Below are 19484 nucleotides of genomic sequence, written 5' to 3'. Positions count from 1 at the left end.
AAGTTTTAGCAGCTATGTTGCTGCTTGCTGGCAGCGTGCATGCATGGGCACTGGACAGTGACCGGCAGCAACCGATTCAGATTGAGGCAGATCAGGGTTCACTGGACAAACAGAATCAGACAACGGTGTTTACTGGTAATGTTAAAATGCGGCAGGGTACTATGTATATGAATGCTGCCCGTGTGACTGCGCATAAGGATAATGCCGGCAACCAGACCATTATTGCTGATGGCAAACCGGCTACGTTTGGCCAGCAACTGGAAAAAGACGGTATGGTGTTTGGTCAGGGTGATAATGTGCACTATGAAAGCCAGAGTGGTATTGTTACTATTACTGGTAATGCTCAGGTAAACCGCGGTGGCGATATGGCACGTGGTGCTGTGATTATCTATAACACCAATACTGAAGTTTATACGGTTAAGAGCGCGCCTAAAGGGCGGGTACATGTCATCATCCAACCGCAACAGAAAAAGAAATAAGCCAAGTTCATGAATATAACGCCAACTGTGCCGCAAAGCCAGCTACGTGTCAGCGGTCTGCAAAAAAGTTTTAAACAGCGTCAGGTAGTCAATGATGTTGCTCTGGAAGTGAATAGTGGTGAGGTAATCGGTTTACTTGGTCCGAATGGTGCCGGTAAAACCACCAGCTTCTATATGATTGTGGGGCTGATTGCTGCCGATGGCGGCTGTATTAAGCTGGATGATCAGGACATTACTCACCGTCCGATTTATGAACGCGCACGTCTGGGCTTGGGCTATCTGCCACAGGAAGCATCGATTTTCCGTAAAATGACGGTAGCCCAGAACATCAATGCTATTCTGGAAATCAGCTATCCGCCGGAAAAACGTGCTGAACAGCTGGAATTGCTGCTGGCTGACCTGCATATCGAACATTTACGCAATAATACTGCGCGGTCTCTGTCTGGTGGTGAACGCCGCCGTGCCGAGATTGCGCGGGTGCTGGCGATGAATCCGCGCTTTATTCTGCTGGATGAACCTTTTGCCGGGGTGGATCCGATTGCGCTGATTGACATTCAAAATCTGATCTCATTCCTGAAACAACGCGGTATCGGCACGCTGATTACAGATCATAATGTACGTGAAACGCTGCGTATCTGTGACCGTGCCTATATTATTAATCAGGGTAGTGTACTGGCTTCCGGTGTACCGGAAGAACTGGTTAATAATGAACAGGTACGCGCTGTTTATCTGGGTGAGCATTTCGAATATTAAGTGCGTATGCAAAAGCCTGCTACTCATCTCAAACTCAATCTTTCAACACGCCTTAGTGCTAAGCTGCAACAATCGTTACAGGTATTGCAGCTATCCACACTGGAATTACAGGAACTGGTTTCTGGCTGGCTGGCCGATAATCCTTTTCTCGAAGAAGTTGAAAATACAGCTGAGGATGCTGCGGCTTTCTCCCAGTATGTGCAGCCACCACAGCATGGGATGATTCAAGGCGAAAGCGATGTCTGGGACACGCTGGCCGATGACCCTGATATGTATGCCTTACTGCGCCGGCAGGTATGTGAATACGACTTGGATGATGCTACGGAGACTCTGGTTTATTTTCTGATTGATAATCTAAATGAACAAGGGTATCTGGACGGCAGTTTAACCGATCTGGTAGAAAATGCGCCGCTGGAGTGGCGACTGGATGAAACCGAGCTGGCTCAAGCTTTGACTATTCTGCAACAGTTTGAACCAACCGGCGTTGGTGCACGTAATTTACAGGAATCACTGTTATTGCAACTGGATAATCTGTCACCTGCATCAGCTACAATTAGTGATGAAATTCATAGCTGTGCACGCTTACTGATTAGTGAACATTTTGGTCAGTGGCTCAGCACCCACCAGTTCAAGCAATTGTGCCGGAAACTGCCGCAATTTTCAGCTACCACTCTTGAGGCTGCCTGTAAACTGATTGGCACTCTGAATCCTTTTCCCTGTTATGGCTTACCCGATCGCAACGGCATTCTGGCTATCCGTCCTGATCTGGAAGTATATGCCGATAACAGCGGCTGCTGGCAAATCCGTATTCTGCGCGATGCTTTTCCACAATTGAGAATAGAAAGTGGTGTAGAAGAGTGGTTACAGCAGGAGGACACTGAAATGGATGCAATGTGCAAAAGCAAATGGCAGGAAGCGCAAACCTGTCTGCACAGCTTACAAATGCGTAAAACCACTTTGCAACGTCTGGGGGAGTGGATTTTGCAGCAACAACAGGATTTTTTCAGTTTTGGTTCGCTGGCATTGGCGCCTTTAACAATCAAGGAAACAGCTCTGGCGCTGGAACTGGCAGAAAGCACTATTTCACGCGCTATTAATCAGAAATACCTGACTTGTTCACAAGGTGTTTTTCCTCTGCGCTACTTTTTTAGCCAGTCTGTTGCAGCTATGGATGATGGTACGGGCAACAGCCAGACGGCAATCAAATCGCTACTGCAAAGTATGATTAACGAAGAAGATCCGCAACACCCCTACTCTGATGCTTATCTGGTCAGCCAACTGGCCAAGCAGGGCATCAATCTGGCACGGCGCACGGTAGCAAAATATCGTGAGGCCTTGAAAATTCCACCGGCGCACCAACGTAAAGTACAATACAACAATCATTAATTTTCAGTTAGCTTATACAAAATTTATCCTGTTTTCGCAAAAACCTTTAAAAAAGGAGTTAGGCTATGAATCTGAAATTTGTCGGACAGAATCTTGATGTTACCGCAGCCTTAAAGGACTATACCTTGAGTAAGCTGGAACGCATTATTCGGCATGTAGATCAGGTAATCAGTGCAACTGTTACTTTTTCAGTTTTAAAAGTTCAGAAAAAAGCGGAAATTAATTTACATCTATCTGGCAAAGACATTCATATTGACTGTGTTGATAATGATATGTATGCGGCGATTGACTGTTTGATGGATAAGTTGGATCGGGCAGTAATTAAATACAAGGAAAAAAAGCAACCTTCACACCAGACACCCGAGATATTGACGGATATTGTAACTGAAGCTGAATAATCGATAGGTATCTTAATTATACTCATATAAATGCCTTTGCGTTTCTGAATGCAGTTTTTCTGCTAAACTGGTTCGCTACAGGTATATAATTAATATGGAAATAATACTTTGTTTGCTATTAAATGGTTTACCAGCAATACAAATATGATTTGATACATAAATAATCTATTACATTTGAAAGAGGCATTGACATGAAATCAAGTATGAAAACATTGGTATTAGTAGCCGCAATAGCTGCATCCCTCTCTGCCTGTGCAGACATGACGCCGGCTCAGCGCAATACTGCCGCAGGTGTTGTGGTGGGCGGTGTGGCTGGTAATCTGCTTGGTAAGGATACTGGTGCTACTTTAGGTGGCGCTGCACTGGGTGGCGTTATTGGCAGCCAGATTAAATAATCAAGCCATTAAATGTAAAAGCCTGCGATTAATCGCAGGCTTTTTTATGGCTAGCTGACTGTACCGAATTATTCAGCTTCTGGCAGCTCAATTTTGCTGATGCGCACGCGTTCCAGACGATGGCCGTCCTTGCTCAATACCTCAAAGCGGTAACCGGCATAATCAACGGTATCACCCACATCGGGAATATCCTGCATTTCCTCCATGATTAATCCGGCTACAGTATGATATTCGGCATCTTCCGGCAATGTAGGCAAATACAGATGCTGAGCCAGAATGGCATATTCCAGACTGCCATCTACGGTAACACTGTTGTCAGCATTTTGCTGGATACTGGGGGCATCTGCGCGCTCATACTCTTCTGGGAAATCGCCGGCAATGGTTTCCATCAAGTCTTTCATGCTTACGAGCCCGAGTACAGCACCAAATTCATCCACAACCAAGGCAATATCCGCACTGCGTGAACGGAACAGTTCCATAGCGTCAAGCACGGTACTGCTGTCTGGTAAAACCAGCGGCTGCCGCAGAGCAGCCTGAATATTTAACGATTCGCCCCTTAAAAGTTGGTTTAACAGATCTTTTTTATTAACAAATCCCAAAGGCTCATCAATACCGGCCTTGCCTACTACTACCAGTCGGGAAAAGGGCGTATTTTGTAACTGCTGGTGCTGCTGTTGACGTGGTTGCGATAAATCCAGCCGTTCAATGTCGCTGCGCGGTGTCATTACACCCATTATCGGCCGTTCTGCCAGCGTCAACACACTACGTATCATGGATTTTTCATTCTCTTCAAAATGCTCATCATCTTCAGCTTGCGTACCATTCTTAGCCAGTTCCTTTTCACGCAATCCCATCATACCCAGTACACTGTCTGCGGTCCGATACCGCCATGAACGGCCAATCATGTCGTTGCGACGGCTATTGCGTGTAGAAATCTGGTTAAAAATTTCAATCAGAATTGAAAAGGCAATCGCAGCATACAGATAGCCCTTAGGTATGGCAAAGTGCAACCCTTCGGCAATCAGGCTGAACCCGATCATCAGCAAAAAACCCAGACACAGCATCACTACCGTAGGATGTCGGCTCACAAACTCGGTTAGCGGCCCGCTAGCCCAAATCATCACTGCCATAGCTATAATCACTGCCAGCATTGCTACTGTAATATGTTGCACCATGGCCACTGCAGTAATCACTGAATCAAGTGAAAATACCGCATCCAGCACCACAATTTGCAATACCACACTCCAGAAACTGGCATATACAGTTACATTGGTAATGGAGACCATGGCAGTATGGCCTTCAAGACGCTCATGTAATTCAGTGGTGGCCTTATAGAGCAAGAACAGCCCGCCACCAAACATAATCAGGTCCTTAACCGAAACGGCAAAACCATTGATATGCACAAACGGCTTGGTTAGAGTAATAATAAAAGACATCAGTGCCAGCATGACAATGCGAATCAGCACTGCCAGAGTTAGGCCGGCTATACGGGCATGATCGCGCTGTTTCGGACTGGCCTTATTGGCCAGAATGGCCACAAATACGAGATTGTCTATACCCAGAACGATTTCCAGAATCACCAGAGTAATCAGCCCTGCCCATGTGGCCGGTTCTCCCAACCAGCTAAAATCCATTTTCTTTTCCTATGCGTTAAACAGAAACAGGCAGCTTGCTACGCGAGCAAAGCTGCCTGAAATCAGAGAAAAACACGTCTACATGCACAATACAACTGCCCGAGACCTCGTCTTTCATCTGAACATTTCCTTGAAATAAACTTCTATCAAGTTTAGCAGTATGAAGCAAAAAATCAAGTGTCGTGCGTTAAAACCTGCGTTAACATGCGTTGCTGAACCCGGATTGTGCGCAAAAACATGGTATGCTACTACCTTGTTATCTTTTTTTGTTACTCATGAATCTGTTCCGTCACGCCTGCTTTTATACTACCGTTAATCACCTGAAAGACCTGCCGGCAACAACCGCAGAAATTGCTTTTGTAGGCCGCAGTAATGCAGGTAAATCAAGTGCCATTAATACCCTGACCAGCCATACCCGTCTGGCCTATGTATCCAAAACGCCCGGTCGTACACAGCATATTAACTTTTTCGAACTGACCAATGGCGGCTTTATGGTAGATTTACCCGGTTATGGTTATGCACAGGTACCGGAAGCAATACGCCGACACTGGGTAACTTTACTGGGCGATTATCTGCAAACGAGAGCACAGCTAATCGGGTTGATTCTGATTATGGATGCACGCCATCCGCTCAAAGAGCTGGACAGGCAGATGCTGGATTTCTTCGCGGTAACCAATCGACCCGTTCACATTCTGCTATCTAAAGCGGACAAATTATCCAAAAACGAGCAAATTAAAACACTGGCCAATGTCAAAAAAGCACTTCAGCCATATTTTGCCCGCCAGCAAGTAACAGTACAGCTATTCTCCAGCCTGAAAAAACAAGGTATAGACGAAGTCAATCAGATTGTAGCTAACTGGTTTGACCAACACGCTGCCCTGCCAGTAGCAGAAACAAATGAACAGAAAACCGCCGATTAATTTCCAGTTATAGCAGAAATTTATTATCACCGGCCTGACTGGTTACCAGACTACATATTAAAATCACGGTTGATTTTGAAGCAGATAGTATTGTGCAAATGGCGGGACACACTAGCCTGTAGCCAGAATGTGAAAAAACCGGATAAAGACAATAACTTTATCCGGCAACTGAGTAGGGCTTAATTTTTATCCTTCTGCCGATTCCTGTTTCTGCCCGGCGTAAATTTAGGCAACAAAAAATGCATACTTAAGCCTTTGGGCTGTTGATTATCCGCATAAATCTTGCCATGGTGACGATCAACAATATGTTTGGTTAAAGCCAGACCTAAACCAGTACCCGGTTTATTGGCACTGCTGTCTGCCCGATAAAAGGCCGTAAAAATATGCGGCAACTGATTTTCTGCCACACCGGGGCCATTATCACTGATATCGACCTGCCATTGCTGCTTGCCGCCTTCATGCAGATGAATTCTGATTTCACTGCCATCAGGACTATAATTAATCGCATTTCGTACCACATTGTCAAAAGCGCGATACAAATAGCTTTCGTTAGCCATTACCATCGCAGTTTCAGGAATGTCACACTGCCATGATAAAGTTTGGTGGTGCTGCATAGCCACTGCCTGATTGTCTTCAACAATCTGCTTAATTACCGGCACCAATGCCAGCGGTTCCAGCGTAATTGGTAAATCAGAAGTTTCCAGCCGCGACAGGGTAAGCAGTTCCCCTACCAGTAAATCCATGCGTCCCAGTTCGCTTTCCAGACGCTGGAGGTGCTGTTCCTGCTTTTGCGGTTGCACATGAATCAACCCAATAATAGCCTGCATGCGTGCCAGTGGTGAACGCATTTCATGAGAAACGTGATGCAATAAATGACGCTCTTTTTCAACCAGTTTCTGCAATTTATCTGCCATATTGTCGAACTGTACAGCCAGAGAATACAGTTCATCACGCCGTTCTGATAGCTGATGGGATACGCGAGTCTGCAAATTTCCATGTGCCAAGCGATCCATACCTCGCCATAAAACCCGAATAGGCTGAGTAATGTTGTTGGCCAGAATATAGGCGGTGAGTAAACCAACAATAATAATAAAACTGAGAATAATAAATTCGTGCCAGACCGGTGCAATCGGCAGACCGGGAATAAAAAACGGGCTTGGGGGACGGGGGGTGCGCTCATGATTCCAGCCACGAATCATAAATAAATATTCTTCACCAAGTGAATTGTAGGAAATCTGCACCAGTTTTGAGTTTGGATGTGACAGGGCAAACTCATGCGCCTTATCAATGTCTTCAGGGTCAATGGGACGCCCAAGAATATCGTTCTTATTGTCACCGGTGATTACATACAGATTTTCACCACCAGGACTATTACCCCATTCCATTAACTGTTCTCGTATACCGGCATCGCCACGTGCCTGAAACGCATTCATGGTACTGCTAAGCAGGTTTTCTTCAAAATTACGCTGTTGCTTGAAGCGGGTTTCAGCCAACGTGTTTTGTACCAGCCAGAAAGAAGAGCTGGCCACAAAAATGGCACAAACAATCACTGCGCAAAACGTAGCAAATATACGGGGAAACAGTTTCATATATTAGAACAGGCTGTTTACCAACAGCCTGTATTCTGGTTCAATTTTTAACAAACAAATAACCCAGACCACGTACGGTCTGAATCAGACTGGCATTGCCAAGCTTATGCCGGATACTTGAAATATGAACGTCAATACTGCGATCAAATTTAGCCAGCTTACGTTCCAATGCTTCCAGTGACAGGGTTTCCTTGCTTACTACCTGTCCGGCATGGCGCATCAGTACTTCAAGCAGATTGAATTCCGTACTGGTCAGCTCAAGAGGTTCTTCCTCGATGGTAACCTGACGCTTGGCCGGATACAGTACTACACCACTGGCTGCAATACTATTCGGAATACCATTCTGGTCACTGTCGTGACTCTGGTGCGTACGGCGCAAAATCGCATTGATACGTGCCAGCAGCTCACGTGGCTGACAAGGTTTCGGTACATAATCGTCCGCACCCATTTCTAGACCAATAATGCGATCAATATCGTCACCTTTGGCTGTCAGCATAATAATCGGTATCTTGCTTTGTGCCCGTACGGTTTTCAAAACATCCAGACCGTTCATTTTCGGCATCATGGAATCCAGCACCACCACGTTATACTGACCAGTTAAAATTTCTTTAACACCGGCTTCACCATCGGCGACACGACTCACTTCCAGCCCTTCTGCTGTCAGATATTCAGTGAGTAATTCAGTCAACAAGTTATCGTCATCAATTAATAATACACGATTCATATCATCCTCCTAAATGTAAGTGCACAGTCTGTATACACTACAAACGCATTTACTTTATTTACACTTTGTATCTTAACATGTAGGTTGAAATTATCTTTACAGTGGCAAGTCTTTTGCTCACTTTTTCATTAAAAACCACTATGTTAAATATCTGTCTAAACCCTATAAACAATTCATTTTCTGAGTGCTTTGCTGCTGATATTTCAGGCAATCCTGTTGTAACTGTGGTATCACTGCCACTGCCTGAGGCTGCTGTCTGATTCTGCTTATAAAATTAGGAACTAATCTCGGATAATAATGACTTACCTGACTAAACCACTGCTGCGCAGCTTCATTCTGATGCTCCTGCTGTAAGTAAAGGCCACGCATAAAAGTGTTGCTGTAAGGTCGATACCGGCCAGAGAGCAATGCAGCCTGTTTACCCCACATAGGTAAAAAAGAATCAGTAACATTAAGTTTTTCGATAATAGCCATGTCAATATAATAACGCATAAAATACATTCGCTTACGCAAATCTTGCATACGACTTATTTGTTCTACCTGTGGCAGGTCACGATTAGCACGGACTTTTAAAAAACGTTGATAGGACAACATCTGCCACAACATCAATGTCATAAACAGCAACGCTAATACAGCCCAAAACTGGTTTGCCTGAGCGGAAGCTGGCCGGGCAGATTGTGTCTGCTGAGCCTGTGATAGCGGTGTCAATGCGATAAGCAGTATAAAAACAGCAAGAAAATAGCTATACCACAACGGATATTCGAGCATACTATGACATAAAGACACCAGAATCATACTCACCAGCACAATCGAGGCTGGATTAAATCCTTTGTGCAAATGTGGCCAGATTGCCCAGATAAAACCGATAGTAGCAATTAAAAATCCGATGATTCCTGTTTCCGCCAGTAATTGTAGTACCAGATTATGACAATGCGTAAACAGTACTGTATTTTCATACTGGCGAAATCCATTCGGATAAATATCAGCAATGGCAAAACCTTGATAAGCATAACTGCCCCAGCCATAGCCAAACCAGGGTGCACTTTTGAATATCAGCCACGCTTTATGCCATTCCATTTGGCGTCCAGACTGGGCAAATCCACCCTGCTCCAGCCGCGCTGTACCAGACTGGAAATTGATATGCAACAACATTTCAAACAAAGGACTCAATATCAGCTGAAACAGCAATACCAGTCCGATAGCTGTGGCCAGCATCAGTAACAAACGATTTGCTGCGGCACCGGCACGCCAGCGCCAGAAAAAAAGTGACAGCCCAATAACCAGCACATACACAATAATCGTACGTGAACCAATCAGTCCCATCACACCGGTAAACCAGATTAATAATGGCCATACCAACCAGTTAGGTAGACGCCGCTGTTGCCACAAAAAACACAAGGCCAGCACACCCCACATCAGATAATGTCCCAGATGATTGCGCTGTGCCAACTGCCCATAGATATAATGATTACCTGGGCCGCGCAATACCCCCGGTATCCAGCCAGTCACACCGGTAAACTGCATCACACATACCAGCGATTGCAACAATACCCCCAGTACCAGAGCCATGGCCAGAATCGTTACCGCCTGAGTCTGACCAATGCGAATCACCCAGTCGCGTGCTGCCCAGGCCAGCATAGCAAGCACCACAAACACCAGCGCAGTCAGGTCAGACTGGCTGGCATAAGGAAGGTGCATTAGTCGTGCCTGTAGTACCAGCAGAGCGGCAAGTAATAATAGTCCGATACTAGTAGCAGGAAGGGAAAACCGTGTTTTGCGTGTCAGCACTGTTAGCCCGGCCAGACAGAGTGCAAAAAATAATGTTCCTGCTTCCAGATAGAAACTTGACAGCGTACCAACACGCCAGCTCGACATAAATGGCACGATGCATAAAGTCAGCATCCCCAGCCACCAGATCAGAGTGGATGAGCGGTAAATATTTGGACACGAATCAATTTGCGACTGATTCATACAATTCTCCAACGAACAATGTCGTCAACTGGCTTAGTATTTATAAACAGGCTGCCTGAAAATTTTCAGGCAGCCTGTTTATTTCAGTATAAAGTAATAAAAAATTTATTGTCTCCGCGACTGGACAGATAAAGCTGTCTCTTTCCTGTTACCACCCAGGCAGCGACATACCAGAATCCCAACCTCATAAAGCAGTATCAGCGGAATGGCCAGCAAGGTTTGTGATAAAACATCTGGCGGCGTTACCACAGCTGCCACTACAAAAGCCCCTACTACGACATAAGCACGGGCTTTTCTTAACTGCATAACTGATACCAACCCAATTCTGTTTAGTAGAATCACCAATACCGGTACCTCAAATGTTACACCAAATGCCACAAACATACCCAAAATAAAGGACAAATACTTATCAATATCGGTCGCCATACTGACCCCAATAGGGGTAATACCAGTAAGAAAACGGAAGATAACCGGAAAAACCAGATAGTAGGCAAATGCCATTCCCAGCGCAAACAACAATACACTGGCAATTAACAGTGGCAAAATCAAGCGTTTTTCATGTCTGTACAGGCCTGGTGCAACAAAAGCCCAGATTTGATACAGCGTATGCGGCAACGTCAGCAAAAATGCCGCCATCAATGTTACTTTTAACGGTACAAAAAATGGCGCAATTACCTCGGTGGCAATCATATGCTGCCCGGCTGGTAAGTTCGCCATTAAAGGCTCAGCCACAAAAGTATAAATTTTCTGCGCAAAAGGCACCATAAGCGCAAAACACAGCAACAGAATACCCAGAATCCACATCAAGCGGCGACGCAATTCCAGCAGGTGATCAATTAGCGTCAATTCGGTATTTTCATCAACCGGCATCACAATCATTCATCCATCAATGTCGGCGCACGCGCAATTTCGGGGTTATGCTACGCCGTGGCCGCATATCCCGCCGGCGCTGTAAAGCCTGTCGGCGTAAGGAAACCCGATGCAGCAATGGTGCTTCTGCTACCGCTGCGCGACAGTTATGCAACGGTTGTGGTAATACGGACATACTGTCTGTATCCATCTGTTGTTCATCTTCGGCCAGCTGGCGCCTGAGTGTATCCACCTCACCACGAATACTGCGCACATTGGTGTTAATATCCTGCTCAAAAGAACGAGCGGTCGCCTCAATACTGTCACGTGCCTGCCTGAATTCGGCCACACCGGCCTGTTGGCTCAGTTCGGTTTTCACATTACTAATGAAATTCTGAATACGCCCAACCCACAGACCAGCGCTGCGCGCTACCTTGGGCAGCCGTTCCGGCCCAAGTACCACCAGTGCTACCACGGCAATCAGTAAAATTTCACCAAAGCCCAGACCAAACATAAACGTCTTCTATGCTTTATTGTCGTCTTTATTATATTCGATTACATCATCCTTTTTTGCATTTTCCCGATCACTTTCATTCAGTCCCTGCTTAAAATCATGTACTGCACCGCCCAAATCCTTACCAAGACTGCGTAACTTTTTGGTACCGAAAATCAGTACCACAATCAGCAATACCACTACCCAATGCCAAATTGAAAAGCTGCCCATAATACTATCCTTTACTTCAACTGCCAAAAAAAAACATGCGCCCGCCATTTATTTACAGCAGCGCATATTTAAAATACATTGTAATTACTGCGGCTGACGACTGGCTTTTTCTGTCAATCCAGAAATATGTTGTCGCTGCTGCAATTCCTGCAATACATCCTCAACCCGTATCTGATGATAAGTCAGCAACACCATGGTATGAAACCAAACATCAGCCACTTCCTTAACCAGATGCTGCCTGTCGCCATCCTTGGATGCCATCAGCACTTCACCTGCCTCTTCAATGACTTTTTTCAGAATTTTATCTTCACCGCTCTGCAACAACTGCGCAACATAAGAAGTTTGCGGTGAAGCCTGACGTCTGGCGTCAAGCACATCAGCCAGCTCACTTAATACCATCGCTACATCTACTGCTTCTGGCGTCTGTGTCATCCTGTTCTCTTTTTAATCATTATCCGTCTGCCTTTGAGCAGAACGGATGTATATTTCATTTTCATCTTTGATAACCGATTCAGTACTTGGCCAGTTACCATTCTGGTAAATCCGATAAAAGCAACTGGCGTGTCCAGTATGGCAGGCAATACCTCCGTGCTGTTCAACCATTAGCACCAAAGCATCACCATCACAATCCAGACGCAGTTCATATACTTTTTGCGTATGGCCAGACTGTTCGCCTTTCATCCACTGCTGCTGCCGCGAACGGCTATAATAATGAGCGAAACCCGTAGCTATCGTCTGGCGCAAGGCCTCTGCATTCATCCATGCTACCATCAGCACACGCAAAGTATGTCTGTCCTGCACTACTGCACAAACCAGACCATTATCATCCCACTTTACCGCATCCAGCGTATTCACCACAGCAATTGTCCTTATTTTCAGGTAAACATACAACCACCATCAAGCCTGAACTATACACGCATTTCAATACCTGCATGTTTCATGGCCATTTTGGCATCCTGAATACGCACTTCACCGAAGTGAAAAATACTGGCCGCCAGCACGGCATCAGCATGACCTACCAGCACACCTTCAATCAGATGCTCAATATTGCCCACACCACCGGATGCAATTACCGGTACGCTAACAGCATCACTTACAGCTCGGGTAAGAGGTAAATTGAAACCGGCTTTGGTACCATCATGATCCATACTGGTTAACAGAATCTCACCAGCCCCACGCAATGCCATATCCCGTGCCCAGACTACCGCATCCAAACCAGTCTGCCTGCGCCCGCCATGAGTGAAAACCTCCCAGCGCGTATTTTCAGCATTTACAGCCTTGGCATCTACCGCCACAACAATTGCCTGATTGCCAAAAAATGCACTGGCTTCGTTAACCAGTTCCGGATTTGTCACTGCGGCCGTATTAATCGATACTTTATCTGCACCCGCATTGAGCAGTCGACGTACATCTTCAATACTACGCACCCCACCGCCCACGGTCAGCGGAATAAATACCCGGCGGGCCACTGCCTCAATAACATGTAAAATCGTATCACGATTATCTGAACTGGCTGTAATATCCAGAAAAGTAAGCTCGTCTGCACCTTCATCATTATAGCGCTGAGCTATTTCCACAGGATTACCGGCATCGCGCAGGGAAACAAAATTAACCCCTTTCACTACACGTCCATTATCAACATCCAGACAGGGAATAATACGTTTGGCTAAAGCCATGATACTATCTTTCTCAGCTATGCAATAGCAATAATTATTTCAGCAAATGCTCAACCAGAGCAGGTATATTCAGCTGTAAATAATAGTAGGCAACACCTACCATGATCGAATAAATCGCAGCACTTACGTTACTGAGGCAAACAATATCAAATAGCCACATGACAATAAACACATAAATCCACTGCACAATCCATCCCACTAACCAGGCATTGTTCACATCTGGCCAGGCATGTTGCATAATGCAGTCTACCCCCATCATAACCATAATAAATATACTGGCCTCAAAAAAAATCTGCCGTGGGCGGTTCATTGTCAGGAATAACCATAACGCCAATATCAGCGCACCAAATATATTAATCACTACATTGCCTCCCTAATTACTGTACTTATTATTTATTGTTAAATAAATTACACCAGTTTCCAACAATCCCAAGTATCAAACAATTATTATCAATATTTTTTGCCAGAATCAGATTATCTGATACCTTGCTGTATGTATAAAAAGCCAGGAACTAACATTTATCCTGATCAGCCATGCGCTGGGCTACTGCCAAATCAAGTGAACCCTCATAAATAGCACGCCCAACAATAGCACCAACAACTCCCTGCCCGGCTACCGCGCAGAGCGCCTCTATATCCGCCATATTGGTTACACCACCAGATGCAATCACGGGCACAGAAGCTTCCTGAGCCAGCTTCACTGTAGCATCTATATTAACACCGCCCATCATTCCGTCACGGCCAATATCCGTATAGATAATACTGTTAACACCATCATCTGCAAATCGTTTAGCCAGTTCAGTCACATGCAAATCAGTCACCGTCGCCCAGCCATCAATCGCAACCATACCATCTTTAGCATCCAGTCCGACAATAATCTGCCTCGGAAAGGCAGCGCATGCCTGCCGGACAAACTGTGGATTCTTTACCGCAGCAGTGCCGATAATGACGTAACTCAGTCCCAGCCGCAAATATCGTTCAATAGTATGCAAATCACGAATACCACCTCCGAGCTGTACCGGCACATTATCCGCCACTTGTTCCAATATAGATTTGATGGAAATCATATTTTCCGGTTTACCGGCGAAAGCACCATCCAAATCTACCAAATGCAAACGGCGGGCTCCCTGTTGGCACCAGTGCATAGCCATCTTTGCCGGTTCATCAGAAAATACCGTGGCCTTGTCCATCAGTCCCTGTTGCAGGCGTACACACTGCCCACCTTTTAAATCAATTGCAGGAATTAATAACATATCAAATTCGCATTACACTTACGAGTTAAACACCGCTACCATTAAATTGAACTAAAGCGTTCCATCCCACCGCAAAAAATTACCCAGCAACTGCAAACCGGCCACATGACTTTTCTCAGTATGAAACTGCGTAGCAAAAACATTCTCTTTACCCACTATACAGGCAAAATCATTGCCATAGTCTGTCTTGCCCATAACAATGGACGAATCTCGCGGCAACAGATAATAGCTATGAACAAAATAAAACCACTCATCCTGTGCCACCCCGTCAAACAAAGGATGATTTTGCGTCTGATGTACACGATTCCAGCCCATATGGGGTATTTTCAGCGGCTTTCCATCTGCATTTAAAGCAATCTGAAAACGCGGTACAGTTCCCTGAAACCAGCCTAATCCGGCAGTATCACCTTCCTTACTGAATTCAAACAGCAATTGGGCACCAACACAAATACCAAAAAACGGTTTACGCCGTAAACCATCTGTCAGTGCCTCTGCCAGCCCGCTTTGCTGCAAAGCAGCCATACAGTCCGGCATGGCACCCTGACCAGGAAAAATAATTTTATCTGCCGTATATATCTTATCCGGTTCGGCCGTCAGAATAACTTCTGCCTGCATCTGCTGTAACTGACCGGCTGCCTGTACCGATTGCAGAACCGAATGCAAATTACCCATACCATAATTGACAATGGCTACTTTCATCTTCACATCTTTATTTTTATTAAAATCCACTGAGCCTATATTGAACAAAACTTACTGGGAATCCGATTATAATTAACGAACTCTCCCTAAAGAAACTGTCCATTCTTACTGTCAATCATACTAATTAATCCAATACCGGCTACACTGGTTTTGTTATCCAACTGACAGTTTCATTTATCTTTATCAAGCACACCTACAGCACCAGCCACCTATTAGTAATGACTCCAGAACCGGCAAAAAACCAGTATTACAGCCACCAGATTTTACAGTCAAACATTATCACAAATAAACAAATAAATATATAAATAAAAATATTATTTATACATGTTAATTATAATCAATTTTCTATTTGCAACAATTCACCTATTGACCGTCACCACATATTATAAAAATAAACAGCAATATCAAAAATATAATTACCAGAAGCCCAAATAAAATTATCCGTTAATGTATACATTAACGGATAGACTATTCACTCAATAACATTAAGCAGTCAGTGTACCTTTGGTTGATGGCATCATCCCTGTCATGCGCTCATCCACAGCCACCGCCATCCGCAGCGCACGGCCAAATGCCTTGAAAATCGTTTCAGCCTGATGATGCGCATTCACACCACGCAAATTATCAATATGCAGCGTCATCATCGCATGATTCACCAAACCATGAAAAAACTCACTGAATAAATCAACATCAAAACGTCCGATTAAAGCACGGGAAAACTCAACGTTATACACCAGCCCCGGCCGGCCGGATAAATCCAGCACCACCCGGCTTAACGACTCATCCAGAGGTACATAACTGTGGCCATAACGCGTAATCCCGCACTTATCCCCCAAAGCCTGTTTCAGCGCCTGCCCTAGCGCAATACCTATATCCTCAACCGTATGATGGTCATCGATATGCACATCTCCGCGACAGCGGATATCCAGATCAATCAGCCCGTGGCGGGCAATCTGATCCAGCATATGCTCCAGAAAGGGTACCCCAGTATCAAAATTCCCTACGCCAGTGCCATCCAGATTAATACTTATCTGTATTTTTGTTTCGCTGGTGTTACGTGTAATCTTCGCAGTTCGCATGCAATTATCCATTCATAAAATCATTTATATGCCTATTAGCTCAACTTGCCAGCAGTATTCCTCCATTTACAGGCACAATCTATACTAACTTCTGTTTACCAACAAGGCCGCCTAATCATTTCTCATCATATAATCTTAAAAACAGCGCCATTACCAGACATAACATTATCCGACAATTCACCCTTGCTTTCGACCAGCTTGACTACATATTAATTAATAATTATTTAATTTCATTCAGCGTAATCATGAGTCAAACCAGCCATTATCAGCTTGAACAAATAGACAACACAACCCTGCAACGCCTGTGTGGTGCACTAGACCAGCACATTACCAGTCTGGGCAAAGCCCTGAATCTTGAAATTACCCGCCGTTTCGACCATTTTACCTTAACTGGAAAACAAATCAGCCAAGGAATCAAAGCATTGGAAAATCTAGCCAGTATCGCACGGGAGCGCGATCTGAACGATAGCGACATCCAACTGGCCGCAGTAGAAGCCAAAACCAGCGCTCATCAAGATACAGAACATCACGAGCCCAAAGTCTGGACATTACGCACCCGCCGCGGCAATATCGGTGGCCGTACGCCACGCCAGAATGGCTATATACAGGCATTGTTAAAACATGATGTGGTATTTGGTCTGGGTCCTGCCGGTACCGGCAAAACCTATCTGGCCGTAGCCGCTGCCGTAGATGCCATCGAAAAACATCAGGTAGAACGCATCGTATTGGTACGTCCTGCCGTAGAAGCCGGCGAAAAACTGGGCTTTCTGCCCGGTGATCTGGCACAGAAAGTCGACCCATATCTGCGCCCCCTATATGATGCCCTCTACGACCTGATGGGTTTTGACCGCGTCACCAAACTGCTGGAAAAAGGGCTGATTGAAATCGCCCCTTTAGCCTATATGCGCGGACGTACACTTAACGGCGCTTATATTATTCTGGACGAAGCCCAGAATACCACACCCGAGCAAATGAAAATGTTCCTCACCCGCATAGGTTTTGGTGCCAAGGCAGTTATCACCGGTGATACCAGCCAGATTGACTTGCCCAAAAACATCAAAAGCGGCCTGAAAGACGCACGCGAAAAGCTCAACAACATTGACGGCATCTATTTTCACGTTTTCACCAGCGAAGATGTAGTCCGCCATCCTTTGGTGCAGAAAATCGTAGATGCCTATGATGCTGCGGCCGAAAAGGAGCAATAATCCACAATGGTGTTTATCGAAATAACCAGCATATTTAACCTAAATAATGGAATTCAATGATTTAAATAATATAACTTCCTTATATAATGAGTATAAGCATTACATAACAGTGCATAAAGACATACAAAAACTAAAACAGAAAGTAATGGAAATCATAGTAGCAAAACAATTTATTCCTATGATGAATGACCTCAAATGGATTAAATTGCAGCATGCTGTGAGTAGCTTAACTTTTGAACCGCCCTATGTATTGCGCTGTATCACAGATAAAGATAAAACCTGTCACGCCTGCTTAAACGAAGTACCATACTGGCTAGGTGACTGGAGTAACTACTATTATGAAGGTATGCCTCCACTCTTTATGATTGAGTGGCTGAAAGTTCGACCCCAACTAAGCCAGCATAGAGGCAGATTAATTGCCGATGCAATCATTGATGAAACCACTGCATTCAGAGCAATCCTTGAACGCCTGCGTATCCCTTATGATGAAGAAGACAACATCTTTACCCTTTATGGATATAAACAGGCTAAACATACAACCTTAGAAAATACATGCCATCCAGCATGTTAAACTAGAACCGTTAAAACAGACTTCAACCAAGTATAAACATGCAAAAAACTATCCTGATCACCGGCTGCTCCAGTGGCATTGGCTACGCCACAGCACAATTACTGCGTCAGGACAACTGGCGCGTCTATACAAGCTGCCGTCGCACAGAAGATGTAGAACGCTTACGTACCGAAGGTTTTCATAGTCTGCAACTGGATATCACCAATGACGAACAAATACAGACCGCTATCGAAACCGTAATCACTGAATTCGGCCGACTGGATGCCTTATTCTGCAATGCTGGCTATGGCCAGACTGGTGCTGCCGAAGACATCAGCCGCACAGCCTTGCAGGAGCAGTTCAACACCAATGTATTTGGTACCTGGCAATGCATCAATGCAGCCATGAAAGTCTTTCGCCGCCAGCAATATGGCCGCATTCTGGTTAACTCCAGCATACTGGGCTATGCAGCCATGCCATGGCGCAGTGCCTACATCAGCAGCAAATTCGCACTGGAAGGATTATGCGACACCCTGCGGCAGGAAACTCATGCCAGCGGTATCCATATCAGCCTGCTCGAACCCGGGCCAATTGCCACCCGCTTCCGTCCTAATGCACTAGTCAAATTCAAACAGTATATAGATGTTGAAAATAGCGTACATCGTGCCGCCTATCAGGCGCAGCTCAACCGCCTGCAAACTGCTGGTGCTGTAGCACCATTTACATTAACTGCCGAACAATGCGCCAGCGTCTGCGCACGCGCCCTGAATGCCCGCAAACCCAAAGCACGCTATCCAGTTACCGTACCGGCACATTTATTCTGGTATTTAAAAAAGCTCTTACCCATTAGCTGGCTGGACTGGCTGTGTCGTATTGCCGTCAGCAAGCAGGGAAAGTAACACTGAATCAACCAGCCCTCTTATCTTTACAGCAAACAAAAATTTTACCGCCATGACAGAACCATCCAGTACGCAACCATGATCCCGCTAAGGCTACAACACCAGAATCGCCCTTATCCACAGTAGCGTAAAAGTGATGACCACACATAGCTACATTAGTGCAAATATTGAAAGCATATTGAAAAAAGCAGGCGTATCAAAAAATTATTTTTACCATCACTTCAAAAACTTAGCTAAGATTATCCTGAAAGCCGATTAATCTACTGCATAATGGATTGCAACCAGACAACCGGTCTATAAT

General features: G+C 45.1%; 24 protein-coding genes. 10 read left to right on the top strand and 14 right to left on the bottom strand.

Features of this window, described 5'->3' with window-relative positions; all coding sequences use genetic code 11:
• Nucleotides 1-14: 14 nt before the first annotated feature.
• From lptA to BGI33_RS08965, 5 genes are all read left to right on the top strand, one after another.
• Nucleotides 15-479: a lipopolysaccharide transport periplasmic protein LptA gene (lptA, locus tag BGI33_RS08985; protein ID WP_174828399.1), complete on the top strand. Its 465-nt coding sequence runs from the start codon at nt 15-17 to the stop codon at nt 477-479.
• Between the two features lie 9 nt (nt 480-488).
• Complete coding sequence (gene lptB / locus BGI33_RS08980) at nt 489-1232, top strand: LPS export ABC transporter ATP-binding protein (protein WP_100090865.1); 744 nt, start codon at nt 489-491, stop codon at nt 1230-1232.
• A gap of 6 nt (nt 1233-1238) precedes the next feature.
• A complete protein-coding gene (gene rpoN, locus BGI33_RS08975; RefSeq protein ID WP_100090864.1) occupies nt 1239-2618 on the top strand; it encodes an RNA polymerase factor sigma-54 in 1380 nt (459 codons plus the stop codon).
• Between the two features lie 65 nt (nt 2619-2683).
• On the top strand, nt 2684-3016 hold the full coding sequence (gene hpf, locus BGI33_RS08970; protein ID WP_100090863.1) for a ribosome hibernation-promoting factor, HPF/YfiA family: 333 nt from the start codon (nt 2684-2686) through the stop codon (nt 3014-3016).
• A 191-nt stretch (nt 3017-3207) separates the two neighbouring features.
• Entirely contained in the window at nt 3208-3411 is a 204-nt protein-coding gene (locus BGI33_RS08965) for a glycine zipper 2TM domain-containing protein (RefSeq protein ID WP_100090862.1), read from the top strand.
• A gap of 68 nt (nt 3412-3479) precedes the next feature.
• Here BGI33_RS08965 and BGI33_RS08960 read toward each other — a convergent pair whose 3' ends face one another.
• Entirely contained in the window at nt 3480-5045 is a 1566-nt protein-coding gene (locus BGI33_RS08960) for a TerC family protein (protein WP_100090861.1), read from the bottom strand.
• 275 nt (nt 5046-5320) lie between these two features.
• On the opposite strand from BGI33_RS08960, the gene yihA reads away from it, so the two are divergent.
• Nucleotides 5321-5965: a ribosome biogenesis GTP-binding protein YihA/YsxC gene (gene yihA, locus BGI33_RS08955; RefSeq protein WP_100090860.1), complete on the top strand. Its 645-nt coding sequence runs from the start codon at nt 5321-5323 to the stop codon at nt 5963-5965.
• Nucleotides 5966-6144: 179 nt separating this feature from the next.
• Here yihA and BGI33_RS08950 read toward each other — a convergent pair whose 3' ends face one another.
• The 13 genes from BGI33_RS08950 to hisB form a co-directional block, all read right to left on the bottom strand.
• Entirely contained in the window at nt 6145-7554 is a 1410-nt protein-coding gene (locus BGI33_RS08950) for a sensor histidine kinase (protein ID WP_100090859.1), read from the bottom strand.
• A gap of 40 nt (nt 7555-7594) precedes the next feature.
• Entirely contained in the window at nt 7595-8278 is a 684-nt protein-coding gene (locus tag BGI33_RS08945) for a response regulator transcription factor (protein WP_100090858.1), read from the bottom strand.
• Nucleotides 8279-8440: 162 nt separating this feature from the next.
• On the bottom strand, nt 8441-10249 hold the full coding sequence (locus BGI33_RS08940; RefSeq protein WP_100090857.1) for a PglL family O-oligosaccharyltransferase: 1809 nt from the start codon (nt 10247-10249) through the stop codon (nt 8441-8443).
• Nucleotides 10250-10354: 105 nt separating this feature from the next.
• Nucleotides 10355-11119 (bottom strand): twin-arginine translocase subunit TatC, encoded by a 765-nt coding sequence (gene tatC, locus BGI33_RS08935; protein WP_100090882.1) that lies wholly within the window; start codon nt 11117-11119, stop codon nt 10355-10357.
• A 16-nt stretch (nt 11120-11135) separates the two neighbouring features.
• On the bottom strand, nt 11136-11612 hold the full coding sequence (tatB, locus tag BGI33_RS08930; protein ID WP_100090856.1) for a Sec-independent protein translocase protein TatB: 477 nt from the start codon (nt 11610-11612) through the stop codon (nt 11136-11138).
• 9 nt (nt 11613-11621) lie between these two features.
• Nucleotides 11622-11822, bottom strand: coding sequence for a Sec-independent protein translocase subunit TatA (gene tatA / locus BGI33_RS08925; protein WP_100090881.1), 201 nt, complete (start codon nt 11820-11822; stop codon nt 11622-11624).
• A gap of 84 nt (nt 11823-11906) precedes the next feature.
• Nucleotides 11907-12221 (bottom strand): phosphoribosyl-ATP diphosphatase, encoded by a 315-nt coding sequence (locus tag BGI33_RS08920; protein WP_174828401.1) that lies wholly within the window; start codon nt 12219-12221, stop codon nt 11907-11909.
• Nucleotides 12222-12266: 45 nt separating this feature from the next.
• Nucleotides 12267-12677: a phosphoribosyl-AMP cyclohydrolase gene (gene hisI, locus BGI33_RS08915; RefSeq protein WP_373885344.1), complete on the bottom strand. Its 411-nt coding sequence runs from the start codon at nt 12675-12677 to the stop codon at nt 12267-12269.
• 53 nt (nt 12678-12730) lie between these two features.
• Nucleotides 12731-13498, bottom strand: coding sequence for an imidazole glycerol phosphate synthase subunit HisF (hisF, locus tag BGI33_RS08910; RefSeq protein ID WP_100090854.1), 768 nt, complete (start codon nt 13496-13498; stop codon nt 12731-12733).
• A gap of 34 nt (nt 13499-13532) precedes the next feature.
• Nucleotides 13533-13859, bottom strand: coding sequence for a hypothetical protein (locus BGI33_RS08905; RefSeq protein WP_100090853.1), 327 nt, complete (start codon nt 13857-13859; stop codon nt 13533-13535).
• Between the two features lie 151 nt (nt 13860-14010).
• Nucleotides 14011-14751 (bottom strand): 1-(5-phosphoribosyl)-5-[(5-phosphoribosylamino)methylideneamino]imidazole-4-carboxamide isomerase, encoded by a 741-nt coding sequence (gene hisA / locus BGI33_RS08900; protein WP_100090852.1) that lies wholly within the window; start codon nt 14749-14751, stop codon nt 14011-14013.
• Between the two features lie 51 nt (nt 14752-14802).
• The gene (hisH, locus tag BGI33_RS08895; RefSeq protein WP_100090851.1) at nt 14803-15450 is read right to left on the bottom strand and encodes an imidazole glycerol phosphate synthase subunit HisH; all 648 of its coding nucleotides are present in this window, start codon (nt 15448-15450) and stop codon (nt 14803-14805) included.
• A gap of 485 nt (nt 15451-15935) precedes the next feature.
• A complete protein-coding gene (gene hisB, locus BGI33_RS08890) occupies nt 15936-16529 on the bottom strand; it encodes an imidazoleglycerol-phosphate dehydratase HisB (protein WP_100090850.1) in 594 nt (197 codons plus the stop codon).
• Between the two features lie 245 nt (nt 16530-16774).
• Here hisB and BGI33_RS08885 point away from each other — a divergent pair, with 245 nt between their 5' ends.
• From BGI33_RS08885 to BGI33_RS14235, 4 genes are all read left to right on the top strand, one after another.
• Nucleotides 16775-17734: a PhoH family protein gene (locus BGI33_RS08885; RefSeq protein ID WP_100090849.1), complete on the top strand. Its 960-nt coding sequence runs from the start codon at nt 16775-16777 to the stop codon at nt 17732-17734.
• A gap of 46 nt (nt 17735-17780) precedes the next feature.
• On the top strand, nt 17781-18305 hold the full coding sequence (locus BGI33_RS08880; protein ID WP_100090848.1) for a DUF6678 family protein: 525 nt from the start codon (nt 17781-17783) through the stop codon (nt 18303-18305).
• A gap of 38 nt (nt 18306-18343) precedes the next feature.
• Nucleotides 18344-19183: an SDR family NAD(P)-dependent oxidoreductase gene (locus BGI33_RS08875; RefSeq protein WP_100090847.1), complete on the top strand. Its 840-nt coding sequence runs from the start codon at nt 18344-18346 to the stop codon at nt 19181-19183.
• Between the two features lie 106 nt (nt 19184-19289).
• Entirely contained in the window at nt 19290-19442 is a 153-nt protein-coding gene (locus BGI33_RS14235) for a TetR family transcriptional regulator (RefSeq protein ID WP_373885348.1), read from the top strand.
• Nucleotides 19443-19484 lie beyond the last annotated feature (42 nt).

It is taken from the genome of Snodgrassella alvi (assembly GCF_002777425.1).
GTDB lineage: Bacteria > Pseudomonadota > Gammaproteobacteria > Burkholderiales > Neisseriaceae > Snodgrassella > Snodgrassella alvi_B.
This window is presented reverse-complemented; position numbering and strand designations above follow the sequence as displayed.